Annotated in this window: 14 protein-coding genes; 10 read left to right on the forward strand and 4 right to left on the reverse strand. The window is 36.6% G+C overall.

Annotation, left to right across the window (positions count from 1 at the left end; all coding sequences use genetic code 11):
* The 8 genes from ACGH80_RS03140 to ACGH80_RS03175 form a co-directional block, all read left to right on the forward strand.
* A partial coding sequence (locus tag ACGH80_RS03140) for a primase-like DNA-binding domain-containing protein (protein WP_411578328.1) occupies positions 1 to 408 on the forward strand: 408 nt, incomplete at its 5' end.
* A gap of 6 nt (positions 409 to 414) precedes the next feature.
* The gene (locus ACGH80_RS03145; protein WP_296318073.1) at positions 415 to 741 is read left to right on the forward strand and encodes a hypothetical protein; all 327 of its coding nucleotides are present in this window, start codon (positions 415 to 417) and stop codon (positions 739 to 741) included.
* 11 nt (positions 742 to 752) lie between these two features.
* On the forward strand, positions 753 to 4,049 hold the full coding sequence (locus ACGH80_RS03150; RefSeq protein ID WP_411578329.1) for a tape measure protein: 3,297 nt from the start codon (positions 753 to 755) through the stop codon (positions 4,047 to 4,049).
* A 53-nt stretch (positions 4,050 to 4,102) separates the two neighbouring features.
* A complete protein-coding gene (locus tag ACGH80_RS03155) occupies positions 4,103 to 4,540 on the forward strand; it encodes a hypothetical protein (protein ID WP_411578330.1) in 438 nt (145 codons plus the stop codon).
* A 26-nt stretch (positions 4,541 to 4,566) separates the two neighbouring features.
* Positions 4,567 to 4,935, forward strand: a complete 369-nt coding sequence (locus ACGH80_RS03160) for an HK97 gp10 family phage protein (protein ID WP_411578331.1) — start codon at positions 4,567 to 4,569, stop codon at positions 4,933 to 4,935.
* Positions 4,936 to 5,758: 823 nt separating this feature from the next.
* Positions 5,759 to 6,100, forward strand: coding sequence for a chorismate mutase (locus ACGH80_RS03165; RefSeq protein ID WP_202983932.1), 342 nt, complete (start codon positions 5,759 to 5,761; stop codon positions 6,098 to 6,100).
* A 61-nt stretch (positions 6,101 to 6,161) separates the two neighbouring features.
* Complete coding sequence (locus tag ACGH80_RS03170; RefSeq protein WP_174798782.1) at positions 6,162 to 6,677, forward strand: ClbS/DfsB family four-helix bundle protein; 516 nt, start codon at positions 6,162 to 6,164, stop codon at positions 6,675 to 6,677.
* Between the two features lie 32 nt (positions 6,678 to 6,709).
* Complete coding sequence (locus ACGH80_RS03175; protein ID WP_085165567.1) at positions 6,710 to 6,943, forward strand: Pathogenicity locus; 234 nt, start codon at positions 6,710 to 6,712, stop codon at positions 6,941 to 6,943.
* Between the two features lie 168 nt (positions 6,944 to 7,111).
* Here ACGH80_RS03175 and mukB read toward each other — a convergent pair whose 3' ends face one another.
* The 3 genes from mukB to mukF are packed head-to-tail and all read right to left on the reverse strand — an operon-like array spanning position 7,112 to position 13,627.
* Entirely contained in the window at positions 7,112 to 11,530 is a 4,419-nt protein-coding gene (gene mukB / locus ACGH80_RS03180; RefSeq protein ID WP_411630523.1) for a chromosome partition protein MukB, read from the reverse strand.
* Positions 11,531 to 11,532: 2 nt separating this feature from the next.
* Positions 11,533 to 12,261 carry a chromosome partition protein MukE gene (gene mukE / locus ACGH80_RS03185; protein WP_411630553.1) on the reverse strand — a complete coding sequence of 243 codons (729 nt, stop codon included), beginning with the start codon at positions 12,259 to 12,261 and terminating at the stop codon, positions 11,533 to 11,535.
* 43 nt (positions 12,262 to 12,304) lie between these two features.
* Entirely contained in the window at positions 12,305 to 13,627 is a 1,323-nt protein-coding gene (gene mukF / locus ACGH80_RS03190; protein ID WP_065590313.1) for a chromosome partition protein MukF, read from the reverse strand.
* Positions 13,628 to 13,943: 316 nt separating this feature from the next.
* Here mukF and pntA point away from each other — a divergent pair, with 316 nt between their 5' ends.
* Entirely contained in the window at positions 13,944 to 15,476 is a 1,533-nt protein-coding gene (gene pntA / locus ACGH80_RS03195) for a Re/Si-specific NAD(P)(+) transhydrogenase subunit alpha (RefSeq protein WP_065610228.1), read from the forward strand.
* 15 nt (positions 15,477 to 15,491) lie between these two features.
* Positions 15,492 to 16,883, forward strand: a complete 1,392-nt coding sequence (gene pntB, locus ACGH80_RS03200; RefSeq protein WP_174798780.1) for a Re/Si-specific NAD(P)(+) transhydrogenase subunit beta — start codon at positions 15,492 to 15,494, stop codon at positions 16,881 to 16,883.
* 56 nt (positions 16,884 to 16,939) lie between these two features.
* Here pntB and ACGH80_RS03205 read toward each other — a convergent pair whose 3' ends face one another.
* The gene (locus ACGH80_RS03205; RefSeq protein WP_065590316.1) at positions 16,940 to 17,968 is read right to left on the reverse strand and encodes an alpha/beta hydrolase family protein; all 1,029 of its coding nucleotides are present in this window, start codon (positions 17,966 to 17,968) and stop codon (positions 16,940 to 16,942) included.
* Positions 17,969 to 18,112: the final 144 nt, after the last annotated feature.

Genomic DNA, 18,112 nt, shown 5'->3' on the forward strand with positions numbered 1-18,112 from the left:
GAGTTTATCAATCCAACAGAAGCTAAAGAAAGACTACACCAGCAACAACAATCAGACGAAGCGACGGCGATTAAACGCGAATCCGACCACTTGGTGGATTTTTGTAGTTATCTTGATGCGCTTGATTATCCCAATGGTATGTTTATTGGCAATATGGGAATAATGCCCTTTAACCCCCGAAAATATTTATATCATGCTTATATTGAATACATCCGCAATACTGGTTTAAACAATCCTCTATCACTAACGCAATTTGGCACATCGCTTAATTATGCAATGAAAGAAAACGGTAAAGACTACATGCGTAAAAGAGCAAATAAAGGGATGAGGACCAACGTAGAGCTTAATATCAATACTAGTCAAGATTGGCTACCCAAAGCCGAAGAACCAAAACTTAAAGGAGTATAAAAGAAAATGAAATCATTGAAATCACTTGCTGACGCTATAGCGGAAACTTATGTTAATGAAATGATAGCTAAACAAGGTAATACCATATTTACCTTTGTTAATGATGGCGACACTTACACAGGAACTATCACAAAAGAACAATTATCATCGGGGTTAGTTGAACTAGCACTATTTTGTACAGAAAACGGTAGAAAATCTGACCCATTTCATTTTATCGAAGATATGATTAATTTTTATAGTAAACCTTGGCATATAACCGACTGGGGGAATAGAGCTATAAAAATATATACCGAACAATCATTACTACAAACCCCAACGCGCGTTTATCATTAGGAGATTATTATATGGCGACATACTTTCCACGCGACAAAGATTTTACTATTACTTGCAACGTAGAACTAAAAGACTTACTAGAAGCAACTGACAAAGCCAAAAAAGAACTTAAGGAATTAAGTGATAGTGGAGCGAAAGCATCAAAAGGCATAGATAAATTAGAATCCTCAGCAAAAAGCGCAGGAGGAGCACTTGGTAAGCTTACTACTATTGCTAAGGCTGTATCAGCCGCTCTTGTCTCTAGCAAAATTATTTCATACGCTCAAAGCTGGAACGAGCTAGAAGACCGTATACAGAATACAGGTGCTACAGCATCACAAACTAAAGACATTTTAGACCAGCTCCTAGCTACTTCTGACCGAAACGGTCGTACAATTGAAGAATCATCAGAGTTATATATCCGTCTTTCAAATTCAATGGGCGAGCTAGGTTATAGTACACAAAGTACAATATCTTATATTGATACACTATCTAACTTGATGACCATCAATAAAACAAGCGCAATCGGTGCGGAATCAGCTATCAACGCTCTTACCAAAGCGCAGATGAAAGGGAAACTTGCAGGCATTGAAGCAATGTCTGTTTTTAACGCAATGCCTAGCGTATTAGGAACGTTAACTAATTATCTCAAAAAGAATGCAAAATCAACAAAAGAAGCAGAGAAAATAACTGAACAGTATGTAAGACAGCTAGCAACTGATGGCAAGTTATCTATGTCGGAATTTACCGATGCTATGATAGCCGCACAAGAAGAAACTGCTGCGCTTGCTGATAATATGCGCAACACAGTAACCGATGGTATTAACCGTGTTACCAATAATCTTAAAAAGTACCTTGGCGAGCTTAATAACTCAACGGGAGCAACCAAGGTCTTAGTTGATTCGCTTATTTTGATGTCTCAGCATGTTGATATTTTAATGACGGGCGTGGGTGCTTTAGCGGCTATTTATGCGGGTAAATATATCACATCGCTAGCTAGCGTGACTAAACAGAGCGCCGAACAAACAATTGCAAATATTCGACAAGCACAAGCTGAAAAAGTTTTGATTCAAGCCGAAATAGAGCGAATTAGCGAGAACATCAGAGCGTTAGAAGTTCAGAAGCAGAATATTATTCTAGCTCAAACGCATTGTAATAGCTTACGCGCCCAAACATCATTAAATAAACAGCTTATCGCGGTTGAGGCCCAGTTAGCTACAGCAACAAACAAACATGCAGTAGCGCAAACACAGCTAAACACAGCAATAAAAACGACTTCTTTAGCCGCCAATGGTCTAAGGTCTGCTATGGCTTTGTTAGGTGGTCCTGCTGGTGCTGCTATGTTGGCGGCTATGTCGCTGTACCATTTCTATGAAAAGGCAAAAAATGCAAAAGAAGAAGCTGTTGGTTTAACTGGAAAAGTGAAAGCACTTTCTGAACAGCTTAATTCTTTCGCTGATGAAAAATTAGTTGTTATTAAAGATGAAGCAGTCAAAGATATAAAAAATGCACAAGAGCAGTTGAAGTTATTGCGCGTCCAAATGAAGTCAACACAAGATCTTTTGGATAAGAAAACTCTTGTTCCTCCATCTGAAAAACAAATAAATGAAGCTCTTGTCACTAGAAATAAACAGCGTGAACAAGAAAAAGAAATTCTTGACGGAATATTGGCAGCCCAAAAACAAATAGCAGAAGTTGAAGACATACTAGCTTCCCGTATAGGACCAAAGCTTGTAAATAATGGTAAGGAATTAGCAAAAAACTGGGATGACGCATCAAAATCAGAAATTGATAAAAAGCTTGCGAGCATATCCAAAGAGCTTGAAATTGCTAAGTTGAAAGCCAAAGAAAATAGTGAAGCGGCATTTGTCTTGGACGGGCTTTATTCGGCGTTGGGTGATAGAGCTAATGAGTATAGGGAAGACTTAGTAGCGCTGGCACTTGGTCAAACCAACTTTACTAAGTTAACAAATGACCAAGCGGTTGCTTTACAGCCGTTGATAGCACAATTAAGAGTGTTGTCAGCGGAAAACAATAAAATTAAGGCAAGCAATAAAAAAGGCACAACAAAATCATACGCCGAAGAAGTCAAAGAGCTTAGTGATAAATTGGAAGTTGCTAAGTTAGAAGCGCAAGGACTTACTGTTGAGGCTGAGCTGTTATCTATCACACAAAAAATGGGTAGCAAAGTTACAGCACAACAAACGGCAGAACTTAGAAAGCTAATCGAAGCATCACAAGTTTATAAGGAACTTGGTTCATTAAAAAGCCCAATCGAAGCTGAAAATGACAACTACAAAAAATCTAAGGATTCCTTGGATAAATTACAAAAGCTAGGTGAAATAAAAACTCAAGAAGAATACAACGCTAAGCTTGAACAACTTGAGCGACAACATCAGATAAACATGGCTAAAATTAAGTCTGAGGCTGTTGTATCTAAAGTTGACGACGCTGTAGCACAAGTTGACCCAGTCCAAGCTTTGGCTAATGAAAATGCTAGAAAACTCGCTTTGATTCAAGAATTCGAAAATCAGAAATGGATTACAGAAGAAAACGCCATTGCTTTACGTGAAGCCGCCAATCATCAGTACGAACAGAACCGAATTAACGCACAATGGGAAATATGGCGAAATCAGAGCAATGCTAACGAGCTTTTAGCATCATCTCTTGAGGGATTAGCGAGCAGTGCGACAAGTACAATTTCAGGCTTAGCATCTGGCACAATGACGGCGACACAAGCAATGCAAAACTTTGCTAATGTGATTTTGAACGAAGCAATCGGCTCACTTGTTCAAATGGGTATGCAATACGTCAAGAACGCAATTGTAGCAAAAACGACATCAGCAGCAACGACAGCAGCTCAAGTAGCGGAAGCTCAGGCGTTAGCTTTAGCATATGAACCGGCGGCAATGAACGCATCTATTGCCACACAAGGCGCAGCAGCAGCGATGGGCGCAGAGGCATACGCAACAGCTATTGGCTCAATGAAAGCTTTGGGTATAGCTTACGGCGGAGGACGCTTACGAGGCGGTGGCGTTGATGTTGGGAAAGCTTATAGAGTAAATGAAAGTGGAGAACCTGAATTGTTTGTTGCGCACGGAAAACAGTACATGATACCGAACAAAAACGGGGAAGTTATTCCATCCAATAAGTTATCCCGAGGCTCAGCAGGCAGAACAATCATAAATAATATTACGCAAAACATCTCTTTTGGTGACGGGCAAGACAATAAAGAAGCAGCTAACGAGACAGCTAGAATGCTGAAACAAGCGCTCAGAAGTGTAATTCAAGAAGAACAAAGACCTGGAGGGCTACTAAATCGTCGTTGATTTTATAGGCGAATTTTCATACCATTAATTAAAATTTTAAAAGAGTTGATGGTATGAAAAGAATCTTGATAATTAGTTTAGTTAGTCTTGCTTTATTTGGTTGCGGTGAAGATAAGATTACAAAAGAGTATCTTGTAGGTGATTGGCGCTGTATAGATAACCAGTATCAAAAACACAATGTCGGAGCTAATGAAGACTTGGGTGATCCTGTGTCATCTTTGGAGGATCTAAGGACATTTAGAATAATTAATAATGAATTATACCAAATAAACAAAGAGACAGAAAATACTCTTATTGATTTAAGTAAAATTGACTCAACTGAAGATGAAATATCTGATGCTTATAAAACTCATATTGTGAATACTATAAAGGCAATTGATAAAGACACATTTAAATACATAACAACAATAGATATTAAAAATATAGATAATGACACTAACATTATTAACCTTAGAACTAAATTAGAAGGGATTTGCACAAGAATAAAATAACCTACATTAACCACTGGTGACTAAGAATGGCAATAAAAGTAAAAGGTGTTAGAGGATGCATAAAAGGTTTAGATAACACCGTAAACAACATAATCAAAAATAAAGCAGTTAAAGCGATGCATGCTTCAATAATTGTTGGAGCTAACCAAGCAGCGCTTTACACCCCAATCGACACATCTAACTTAGTTAATTCGCAGTATAGAGAAGTAGTCGTAAATGGTACCCGTATAACTGGGCGAGTTGGCTATACTGCCGCTTATGCCGCGTATGTTGCTGACCCAAACCATCCCATGAAGTTTAAGCGCTCTAACGCTAAAAAGGACTTTTTAAATAAAGGCTTTGAAGATGTTGAAGACCAAATAGTAAACATCTTTAAAAAAGAGCTATTCAGCTAAATTGTAGTGTACACTTGCACACAAATTCTGACAAAGATTGGATACCAAAAGCTGAAGAACTAGCTCGTAGCTCAAATTGAGCCACTAAAATAAGACCGCCCTAATTGGCGGTTTTTTATTGAGTGAATACCTAAAGTGTACACTTGTGAATAGTAAATCATTAAGTGTTCACCGCTCAAACCCTTTTATAATAAGGCTTCAAGCAAGTAGTGAACACCGTGAACACTTTTTTATAAAATTTTATTTTTATGGGGGGGGGAGGTATAAAAAATCTAAAACATAATTAACGGATACCGCTCACCTAGATAAATTTTTACACCGTCAAAATTCTAAAACCAATTTTTTTTTAACCTTTCAATTCGGCAAGATTAAAATACCTAATATTGGGGTCACTTTTTGTTTTAGGTATACGTTTAGGTATACGATTCGATTTTTAAAAGTTAATCTTCCAGTATTTTCAGTGTGTTTATCTATATGATTCTGTTTCCCTTGGCCCAATCAATATTCTGCAAGATTCTTTAAAACCCACTTAAAGTATATAAAATTCTCGAAGTATTTGTTAGCAGATGCATGACCAAAATTTTTAGTTATATTATTGTGTTATTCAGTGGTTATCAATGAAAAACGAAATTGATTTAATAAATAAAAAAAATCAATTAATTATTGAATATCTCCAAATATTAAACTCAATTCTATTAAAAGTGCACAATCAATTTTGTATATATAAATATAGTGCAATGATGACATCTACTAAGTGATACTTTTGTGCATAATCTAATAGTGATAGGATATAAAAAGTTAAATAAACAAAAGGTATAAAATCGTGACTTATAAACCTACCCAAGCGCCAAACAAATGTGAGAATATGAACCACATTCGTGCCGAAATAGATCAGATTGACCATTCCATAATTAAATTGCTTGCTACACGCTTTGAATACGTCAAAGCTGCCAGTAAGTTCAAGAAAAATACCACTGACGTACAAGCCAAAGAACGTTTTGACAGTATGCTAGAGCAACGAAAACAATGGTCGAATGAATTAGGACTTAATGGCGAAATCATCAAAGATCTATATGCAAATCTAGTACGATATTTTATCGATGAAGAATTGAAATATTTCAAAAACAAAGAAAATAAAAACAGAGATTTCATTAAAAATATTTAGATAAGATATTGATTTTATGTTATCTTTAAAGATATGAATGATCTCATAAGAAGTAGGTGACATGGCTTATGCAACTAAACAGCAGTTATTAGATGAAATAAACAAAACGGCCAAGCTATTTATTGATGAGTTTATAGTTTTATCTGAATCACAAAAAGACTCTTTGGTAGAGGGCGTTGATCGTACTCCTGCACAAATGATTGCTTATCAACTCGGTTGGCTTAATTTGGTGAAATCTTGGGATGATGATGAGCTTGCTGGTCAAACACCTGAATTACCGGCCCCTGGATACAAATGGAATCAATTGGGTAATTTGTATCGGCAATTTTATAAAACATATCAATACCTATCATTACAGGCATTAATTCAAGCATTTAATCAGCAAATCACCATTTGGAATGATTGGATTCAATCTTTGAACGAAGACACTTTGTTTATAAAAGATAGCCGTAATTGGACTAAACCTTATCCTGAATCTTGGACTGTTGCTCGATTTATCCATATCAATTCTGTGGCGCCTTTTAAATCGTTTAGAGCAAAAATAAGAAAGTGGAAAAAGCTAAATGCATCAGTTTAAAATTATATTCAATATAATGTAAGGAGAATAATATGGCCTTTACAGAAACAGAACGACAGCAGTTGATGGAGCTTAAATTTGTGGGTACCAAAATTATTGAAAGGCTTGAAGATATGAAGTTCGATTCTTTCGATAAATTGCGTAATGCTAGTTTAGATGAAATCCTTAACGAAGGTGCATTATTAACAGGTTCAACTTGTTGGAAAAACAGTCATCAAGCAAGAACGGCAATAAGTAATATTTTGAGTTTAGTCAACAATACGTAATATCCCTTTTTATGAGCAACGAGTACATCCAACTTTTCAATTGAATAATGATAGTCAATTTTTTGATTTTTAATCTATTTTCAAGATATTTATACTGAAACGTATAGTTACCTGAAACTTTTTTACAAAAATTGTAAGGTTTTGCCGACAATGTCGGCAAAGCAGGAATTAAGCAAAGCCTTTCAAACCAACTACATGCACATGTTCTTGGTTATTAATAACTTTACGTACTAGTTTATAGGTTGTTCCTTTTTCAGGACTGATGTTTTCTGGAGCAGCAATGATTAATTGCATTTCTAATCGTTCACAAAGTTCAAATAGTGTTGCAATTGATTTGGCATCTAGTCGAGCTGCTTCATCTAAGAATAGTAGACGACATGGCAAAATATCTTTATTCCGAAGTCGCTTGGATTCTTCTTCCCAACTTTGAATCACCATAAGTAAAATTGACATACCTGTACCAATTGCCTCACCCGTCGATAATGCACCGCTTTCAGCACGTAACCAACCATCTGCACCTCGATTCACCTCAACATCCATTTCAAGATAATTTCGATAATCTAGCAGTTCTTCACCAATATTTTGAGCAGTTCGTTGTCCCATATCAATATGTGGATTTAAACGTTGATAGAGTTTAGCTAACGCTTCCGAGAAGGTAATACGATTATTACTAAATAGATCTTGATGTTCATTTTGCTCATCGGCAAGTGCAGCTAAAAGAGTTGAATGAGCTTCGCGAACATTGACATTTAAACGCACGCCATTAACTTGACCAAATGCCACTGCTTGTAATCCTTGGTTAAGCATACGAATACGATTTTGTTCGCGCTGTATGGTCTTACGAATAATATTCGATACACTCTTCGAGCTAATTGCCAGTTGCTGTTCACGCGAAGTGAGTTCTTCTGTTAAGCGTGACAATTCAATTTCCATCTGTTCAATGGCTTCAATTGGATCGTCAGTTTTAACAATATCTTGGCGAATTCGTTCACGCAAATGTGCGTAAACAGCGATATAGAATTGGATTTTACGTTCTGGGCGTTTTGGATCTTCTGATAGTCTTAATACATCCCGTAAATGTTCATTGTCATTAACAGCTAAACGTAAGGAACCTAATGCTTTATCTGACATTGAGCGCAATTCATCCGCACTTAAATAGGCAAGTTCACGTCGATGTAAACGCCGTTCAACACTATTTTCTTTAACAAGCCTTAAGACTAAACACCAACCCGCTTTGGCTTGCACTACTTGTTCGCGTAGTTGCTTATAATCTCGCAGTGTTTGAGTTAGTCGTTTTTGCAATTGTGTCATTTCGCTTTCGCACATAATGAGTTGCTTTTCAAGCGATGTACAATGTTGACGATTATTATTTAATTTTTGATGGATTTCATCACGACGTAATCGAGCACGTTCTTCAGTGATCGCATCGGCTTTTACCCCAATTTGTTCAATTTCTTTTTGTAGCTCATGCAACATATCGCGCTTAGTTTCAAATGCACTTTTAAGCGAAGCTAGCGTTTGGTTATATTGATTGTATTTGTCTTGATACTGTTGCATCTGACTGCGCGCTTCAGTTCTTTGAACTTCGACGACTTCTAAGCGAGAACGTAATTTTTCATTTAAATCACTATTTTCATTTAGCATACCTGCCGAGTCTTCATAGCTAAAGTGTGCACGACGTTGCATTACTTCAGTTAAGGCAAAAACTTGTTGGCGGATAGTCTGTTGTTGTGCTTTAACTGTATTGTATTGTTCTCGTAAAGCCTCATTTTGTTCAGGATCACTTTGTAAAACAGCTAAAATTGGTTCAAGCTCAGAAACTGTATTACGATTACGGCTAACATATTGCGCAGATTCTTGTGCTTGTGCAACTTGTTCACGTAAATCGTCAACCCTATCGGCCAGATCATCATCAGCCAATAAATGCATTTGCGCAACCAAGCGATTTATGGTTGCTAATTGTTCTTTGCAATTAGTAACTTTTTGCTGATTTTGTTTATCAATACTTTCCTGAGACGATAATTGTCGTTCAATTTCAGTGCGTCTTGTCGTTAATTTTTGCGCTTCAGCTTCAGGATCGATATCAAAAGCAACTCCTAAATGTTGACCAATAAATTGCCCAACATTTTGTTCAATTCGTTGTAATTTTTGTAAATCAAATGAGATAGTTGCATAGCGTTCATGTAATTCATCACGTTCGGCAGATAATTTTTCAAGGTGAATCTCACGAGCAGCACGACCAAATAGTGGTACTTTAGGGAAGCTTGAGAATCGCCATTGACGATCACCCGTTTTGACAAGTACCGCTTTATTCATCTCCTCACAATCAAAAACACTATCATCAAATGATGAAGGATCACCTTCGATAAAATAGATATCTTCAGGGTAATCTTCATCACTTGCGGTAAGGTTTTCTAATTGCTGTTTAACTAATGATAAATCTGGTACAACAATAGCTTGTCTTGATGGACCATATAATGCAGAAAAGTAAGGTGCATCATCAATTGTTACATCTTCATAAATTTCAGAAAGTAATACACCATTAAATCGTTCTGCTAACGAAGACAAACGTCCATCATCGACACCACTAGGTTGATTTAGTTGCTCAATTTGAACATCTAATTGGTTGCGTCTAAAACTAATTTGGTCTCGCTCAGTAACAAGTATTCGCTCTTTTTCTAGCAGTTTTTGCATATGTTGAGTGACATCTTGACTGTTATTAAAATGTTCGCTAGTTTGTTCTTGTAAAGCGATTAATGCATCTTGTGCTTTCAACCATAATGGAGCTTTTTGACGATAATCAGCTATTTTTGATTGAATTTGTTCAAGCTCTTGCCTAAATTCGATACGTTTTTCGCTAGATTCATTAGCTCGTTCGGCTGTTTCGTCTAATTGCAATTCAATTTCTTGTTTTAAATCATCTAGTTCATCGTAATTAACTTGGCGTTCAATACGTTTACAAAATTGTGTTAATAACGATTCTGCTTCTTTTTGTTCAAAAAATCGTTGTTCTAGCTCATCTAGTTGTAGCTGTAAATGCTCGGCTTGTTCTGCTTGGTAACATTGTGATGGCCATTGTCTTAATGCTTCTTTAGCTGCCGCAAAAGCGTCACTTCGGGTAACATCGCCGACTAATTTAATCACTAATTGATAAGCACGGTCAAACTGATTAATTGCCGCATCAGATACACTTAATTTTTGCTCAAGTTCAAGAACTTGTTCCGTGATCTCTTTTTGCTTTTCTTCAAACAATTCATAGTGATTTTCAATATTACTAATACCTAATTTTTGTAACTGGCATAATGACTGAGCATTTTTTAACGCCTGTAAGGCCTGTTGGTATTGAATTGCACGTGTTTGTTGAACATCAAGAGCCTGTTGATAATCAGCTAATTGAGTCTTGATTTCGTCAACTTCTTGTTCTGTTTGTTCTACTTGCTCACGATAGTTTTGGTACTGTTCATTCGCTTCAAGTACCACTTCGTTTTGTTCTTCTAACTTTAAGTTTAAATCATCTAAATCTGCTTGATAACGATCGATTTTTTCCTGTTGACGTAATGCAGTTTGCGCTAAATTGAGGTGATCATTAGCTGCCTGTAAGTCGGTTTCCAAATCATTTTGCGCATTTTGATATTCTTTAAGTTCTTTTGCCATTTCAACTTGGCGGTATTGATTGCTTATAAGCAGCTCTTGCGTTTTAAACATGTCACGACGCAGGCCAAGTACTGATTCTATATGAACTCGGCGTTCATTATTATGGCGCATATAATCAGCTGCCACATAATTAGTTGACTCAGTAATTAAGTGTTTAAATAAGTCACGATCTGATTGAGTTACTCGAATAGCTTCTAACGTCATCCGATTCTCGCGTAATGCGGCTTCCATATCTTGGAAAGCTTTTCGCACACCACTATTTTCTGGTAATAAATAATCACGTAGAGAACGAGTAATAGCACTTGAGATACCACCATAAAGTGAGGCCTCAATCAAACGGTAATATTTACTTCTATCGGATGGAGAGCGCAAGCGTTTCGGTAAAATACCAAAATCAAACATAACCGAATGATAATCAGTAATTGAGTTAAATTGTTTAAAGATAATGCCTTCCATTGATTCGGCTTTATCTTTTAACTCTGGTAACGATAAAATTCGCGCTTGTTTATCATTTAAACGCTCCGTAACCAACTCTGTTGGGCTTACACTGATAGATAATCCTTGCAATAAAAAAGGCTTGATATCGACTTTTTTGTCTCGCCCTGCTACTTGTTGCAAACGTACACCACAAATAATTCTTTGATTCCGTGAGTTAATTACGTCCAACATAGAATAACAGACGCCTGGTTTTAATTTACCATGCAAGCCTTTATCTCGTGAGCCTGATGTGGCTCCAGCTTCGGTTGTATTTCTAAAGTGTAATAAAGTTAAGTCAGGTATTAATGCAGTTACAAATGCCGCCATGGTAGTTGATTTACCAGCACCATTACCACCAGATAATGTCGTAACTAATTGGTCAAGCTCAAAAGTTCGTGCAAAAAAACCATTCCAGTTAATTAGCGTTAATGAGTGAAATTTACCGTGTCCAATCATGATTATTCAGTCTCCTCATTAACATCTTCATCTTGTTCTTCATTATTATCATCTAAAATAAGTGCTGATTCGATTTTAATTGCTTCGCCATCTCGAATTAGGCGTAATTGCGCTTCTTGTGCGTCATCACTACTTCGTACATCCGCACCAAAACGGAAAATTGATTCGTTAATGCGAAAACGGCTACTGTCATTACCAACAATAAAAAAAATCATGCCTAGCCGGCGTAGGCGATTTAACGCTGTTTTCACTTTATCAAATAGTTTTTGGCGATCTAAATCTGAACCTGTTGAACGTTGGTTTACTAATTTGAGTAACTTACTTTCATCTGATAATGAAACCAGTTCATCAAACAATTCTTGTAAGGTAAAAATCCCCTCATGCGCTAATCTCTCGGGACTTAAATACAAATAACAAAGTACTTTGCCAACAAGCATATCAAGCTCCGATAATACTGAACGAGGTATTAATGTTGTTGAGCGAGGACGAAGATAGAAAAATCCTTCAGGTGCACGGATTAGCTCAACATTATAACGTTGATAAAATTGTTCAAGCTCAAGTTGGAAATCCATTAGAAAAGCATGATGATCAAGTTCATCAATACCAATATGACGGCCAGAGCGTAATAAACTATCCAGTTCTGGAAAGATCGGATTAGCAATTGCTTGGGCCAACTTAACGGGCATATATTTATCAATAGAAGCCTGAGAACTAGCGACTATGCGCCCCATAACTTCATCAAGATGATGTGCAGTTTGTTGTGTTTCGAAATCGTTAGTATCTGTTGATGACATGTGCTTGTACCTTAGCTCCATAATCGTTAATAGGTTTCCATTCGGCAGGAATTCCAAGCCAATCATCTTCAGCAATACCGAGACGAATGGCTTGATCAATAAATAATCTTGCTATATCAAAATGTTGTTCGCGCGGGAACTGAGCCAAATAGCTATGAATGGTAGCGCCCATATCAAGTGGTTTATTTTCTTGCTTAAATACCATTAAATTTTGTTCAATATGAGCAATAATATGTTCTTGAATCTCTTCAATCATTTCAAATTCAAGTTCCGACGGTAATTCCCCAGTTACTTCAGCATCATGTAAAGCCAATTCTTCATCACGCATATCTAGTAAGCGATCGGCATTAGCAAAAGTGAGTGACCAAGGCAAATCAAAGTATCCTTGAATCGATTTTCGTAAGCGTTGTGAAAACACACGATTTTTATCTAAATCAATAGCAGTGCGAATAAATTTATGAACATGGCGATCATAACCGATCCAAAGGTCAATCGCTTTTTGCCCCCAACCAATAATGCGATCTAGTTTACCTTGCAGATCCATAACTACATTGTTGATTTTATCGAGTTCTGGATTATCAAGCGTCGCATCTTGTATTAAAAGTAAACTGGCTTGTAATTTATCACCTGCAGCAGCCAAAGTATCTTGTAACTCCCGCAATGTTTGTGATGTTTCAGTCAGCAACCCTTCACAACTGCTAATTGCTGCTTGCCAATCTTGACTTAATAGGGCAGAAATATTTTGTTTAACATCAGCTTGTTGTTCATCCATCACTCGTTGTGTGATATCGATACTATCAAAAATTTCAGCGACTGAATATTTTAATGGAGCAAAGACATTTCGATGCCAATGTAAATCATCACCACCTTCGATGGCTGCATCTGCAGCTCGTTTTAACTCTTGCGCAACAATAGATAACTGAATGGATAAACGCAGCGTTGAGAATTCACGTTGGCGAATATAATAATCAGAAATACCTATACCTAACGGAGTTAAACGATAAATCGAGAAACCGTCTGTCATTTCACTTGCAAAACGTGTGATTAAGCGTTGGCGTACCAAATCATTGATAGCATTATTGGCTCGCAATGTAATAGTGTCTTCACTCTGCTCGAAAATTTGTGAAACATGCCTAAAAGCATCAATTAATTCAGATTCCGTCATTTCACCGTCAAAACGTTCGCTATTTAATACGGCAATAGCTAATAAAAAAGCTAACCTTTCCACAGGCAAAGCGATCGAAAAATCATTCTTTTTTGCCCAAGAGACCAGTTCTGGCACTGATTGGGAAAAATCAATCATAAAAAATCCTTAATTCAAGGAGAACAAAATCGAATCATGCCTTAAAGTTTACACTTCAAGGTAGACACAAAAATAACGCCAATTATATAACAATATAGAGTAAATTTGTAATGGAATTCAATGAAAGCATTAAAACTGTTTTATTTAAATTATAGCTATTTCGATATAGCCTTATAATAATATTAATTAATAAATATTACTCAGATAATTTAAAAATCTTATTTCTTGAATAAAAAATAGATTCCCTACTCGCACATAACCCTATTTATGCTAAAATCAACTTACATACAATAAACTAACATAAGGACGTAACGAAATGCATATCGGTATACCTAAAGAACGGTTAGCCAATGAAGCTAGAGTTGCAGCAACTCCTTTGACTGTTGGACAACTGTTAAAACTGGGCTTTACAGTTTCCGTAGAACAAGGCGCTGGACATGCAGCTCATTATGAAGACCAAGCTTTTATTGATGCTGGAGCCACAATTCAAAACACACAAGATGTTTGGCAAAATGATTTAATTTTGAAGTTTCATGCGCCAAGCGATGATGAAATTTCTTTAATGAAAGAGGGTTCAACCCTTATTAGTTATATTTATCCAGCTCAACATAAAGAGCTATTAGAAAAATTAGCCACCAAAAATATTACTGTAATGGCTATGGATTGTGTACCACGTATTTCACGTGCACAATCTCTAGATGCATTAAGCTCAATGTCTAATATTGCTGGTTATCGTTCAGTTATTGAAGCAGCAAATCAATTTGGTCGATTCTTTACAGGGCAAGTTACTGCTGCTGGTAAAGTACCGCCAGCTAAAATATTAGTTATTGGAGCAGGTGTTGCAGGCCTTGCAGCCATTGGCGCAGCGGTGAGTCTGGGGGCAATTGTTCGTGCTTTTGACACCCGCCCTGAAGTTGCCGAACAAATTAATAGCATGGGAGCTGACTTTTTAGAGTTAGATTTTGAAGAAGAAGCAGGTTCTGGTGACGGTTATGCTAAACAAATGTCAGCGGCCTTTATTGAAGCTGAAATGGCACTGTTTGCAGAGCAAGCCAAAGATGTTGATATCATCATAACAACTGCACTAATTCCAGGTAAACCAGCTCCAAAACTCATTTCGAAAGAAATGGTTGAATCAATGAAACCGGGTAGTGTTATTGTTGATTTGGCTGCGTTAACTGGTGGTAACTGTGAATTAACTAAACCAGGTGAAATTTTCGAAACAGATAACAATGTTAAAATTGTTGGTTATACTGATTTAGCTAATCGTATGCCAGCACAAGCATCACAGCTTTATGGTACTAACATTGTTAACCTATTAAAACTGCTTGCTAAAGAAAAAGACGGTAATATTGATATCAATTTTGAAGATGTTGTAATTCGTGGTGTAACTGTGGTTAAAGATAAAGAAATCACTTGGCCAGCACCACCGATTCAAGTATCTGCTCAACCTCAGAAAAAAGCAGCAGAGCCAATTGTTAAACCAGAACCAAAGCCAATGGATCCTCGCAAAAAATATGGTATTTTAGCTTTAGTTCTCATTGCTTTCTTCTGGCTTGCAAACTCCGTTCCTGAAAGCTTTTTAGGGCATTTTACTGTATTTGCATTATCTTGCGTTGTTGGTTACTACGTTGTATGGAATGTTACACATTCTTTGCATACACCACTAATGTCGGTAACTAATGCAATTTCTGGAATTATATTGGTCGGAGCAATATTACAAGTCAGTGATGATAATGGCTTAACTACGGCAATTGCTTTTGTTGCTATTTTGATTGCTAGTATCAATATTTTTGGTGGATTCTTTGTTACTCAAAGAATGCTGAAAATGTTCCAACGTGGCAAGTAAAGGAGAGCATACATTATGAGTAATGGAATCATTCAAGCAGCCTATGTTATTGCTGCATTACTTTTTATCTTTAGTTTACGAGGTCTTTCCAACCAAGAATCTGCCAAATCTGGTAATATTTACGGTATGATTGGTATGGTAATCGCACTTATTGCAGCAGTTGCAAGTATTAAAGGCGGATTACACTGGATAGTTATTGCAATGATTATTGGTGCTGTAATTGGTTTATATTTGGCTAAAAAAGTTGAAATGACTCAAATGCCAGAGCTTGTTGCACTACTTCATAGCTTTGTTGGAATGGCTGCTGTTCTAGTTGGCTTAAACAGTTATTTAGAACCACACATTCAAAATTTTCAAGGTGGTGAGTTAACTGTACATTTAGTAGAGATTTTTGTTGGTGTCTTTATCGGCGCAGTAACCTTCTCCGGCTCTGTTGTCGCATTTGGTAAATTAAATGGACGCATTAGCTCAAAACCATTATCAATTCCAAATAAACATTATTGGAATCTAGCAGCAATTGTTGTTTCTATCATTTTAATGTTTACTTTTGTTGAAGTAAAAAGTGGCGCTGGTGCAACAATTAGTTTGTTGATCATGGCAATTATTGCATTCGTGTTTGGTTTCCATCTTGTTGCTTCAATTGGTGGTGCTGACATGCCTGTTGTTATTTCAATGCTAAATTCTTATTCAGGTTGGGCAGCAGCAGCAGCAGGCTTTATGTTAGGCAATGATCTATTAATTGTAACAGGCGCATTAGTTGGTTCATCAGGCGCAATTCTTTCATATATTATGTGTAAAGCGATGAACCGCTCATTTATTAGTGTTATTGCTGGCGGTTTCGGTAGCGATGGTAGCGCAGCTAGTTCATCGGATGAAGAACAAGGTGAATACCGTGAAATGCAACCAGCTGAAGTTGCACAAACTTTAAAAGAAGCTCGCTCAGTTATTATTGTCCCTGGGTATGGTATGGCAGTTGCTCAAGCTCAAGGTGCAGTAAGTAATATTACTGAAAGACTACGTGGTATGGGTATAGAAGTTCGTTTTGGTATTCACCCAGTAGCAGGACGTTTACCTGGGCATATGAATGTATTATTAGCCGAAGCAAAAGTCCCTTATGATATTGTATTAGAAATGGATGAAATCAACGATGACTTCCCTGATACTGATGTGGTTTGGGTAATTGGAGCTAACGATACAGTCAACCCAGCGGCAGAAGAAGATCCAAATAGCCCAATAGCAGGCATGCCTGTTCTTGAAGTTTGGAAAGCAAAAACGGTTGTTATTTCTAAACGCTCAATGAATACTGGTTATGCAGGTGTACAAAATCCACTATTCTTTAAAGAAAATAGCTATATGCTATTTGGTGATGCTAAAGACAGTGTTGAAAAAGTACTACAAAACCTTTAAGTATCACTAAAAGTATTACTGCGGCTTTTGCCGCAGTATATTTCTAAAATAGGCACTTAATTTAAATTCACCTTAGCTAAAAAATCGATTATTTGATCCGTTATTTCACGGTGTATCTCTGTCCTTGTGCGATTCCCACCATCTTTACAAATGATTGCTTCTCCTTTAGCCTCTTGCTCTAAAATATCTATAGCATCTGATTTACAAATTTGCATGAAACTAAAATGCGTTGCATCAGGGATAACAATATAAGTTGATAATGATTTTGAAAGAAACTGTTGTAAATAACCAGATTCTAGTTCTACATTCATATCACCAACATCAATACCAGCGCCAATGATTAAAGAAGGAAAAGCAATATTTTTCAAACTATCTGCAGTAAATCCTCTAACTAATCCAGCATCTAAAGAAATAAATGACTTTATTCTCTGATCTGACATGTTTTTATTTAATTGTGGGTTATCCAGTCCAAGTTCATTTACTAACTGGCAAGCTTTTAAATGTGAATGTATAGTGCAATCTTGTTTAAAAAGATCTGTATCAAACCTTGCTCCAGCAAGTGCAGCTACTGTCCAACCGCCAAGGGAATGTCCAATAGATGAAATTTTATTCATATCAATATAGTTTGCCAAAAACTCATCTATTTGTAACGCATCAATAGTTTTACTTAGATCTTGAGGACGTAACCACAATTTAGTAGATTGAGTAATATCTTTATTAAAATAAGTAGTTCCCGGATGATTTGGTGCAGCAACAATATATCCCCTATCTGCCAGTTCATAAGCAAGCCAATTTAAACTTTGCCAACTTCCTCCATAACCATGCGAAATAACAATCAAAGGATGTTTACGATAATTTGAAATAGATGCTGCATTAGGAATGACTTTAGAACCGTAAAAAACGGCATTATCGCCAATAGCTACTGCTCTTTGTTGAGCATCTGTCGGATACCATATTGCAATATTTAAAGGTCTACTGTCTTCTTTGCTATAATAGATTTCCTTAAATCCCACATTTGAATAAGCATAGTTGAAAAAGGGAAAGGACAAAATAAGCGAATAAAGCAAAAAGTATAGTTTAGTCATGAAATTAATTTCTATTTAACAATGTTTCTCTTTTTTTTTTAATGCTACAGTATGAATAACAAAAACACAATAAATAGTAATAGTAAAAATCAGTAATTAGTAGATATTCTTATTGAAAATAATTAATTGCTAAACAGCATGAAA

The sequence above is a fragment of the Gilliamella sp. BG1 genome (assembly GCF_046635625.1).
GTDB classification, from domain to species: Bacteria; Pseudomonadota; Gammaproteobacteria; order Enterobacterales; family Orbaceae; genus Gilliamella; species Gilliamella bombi.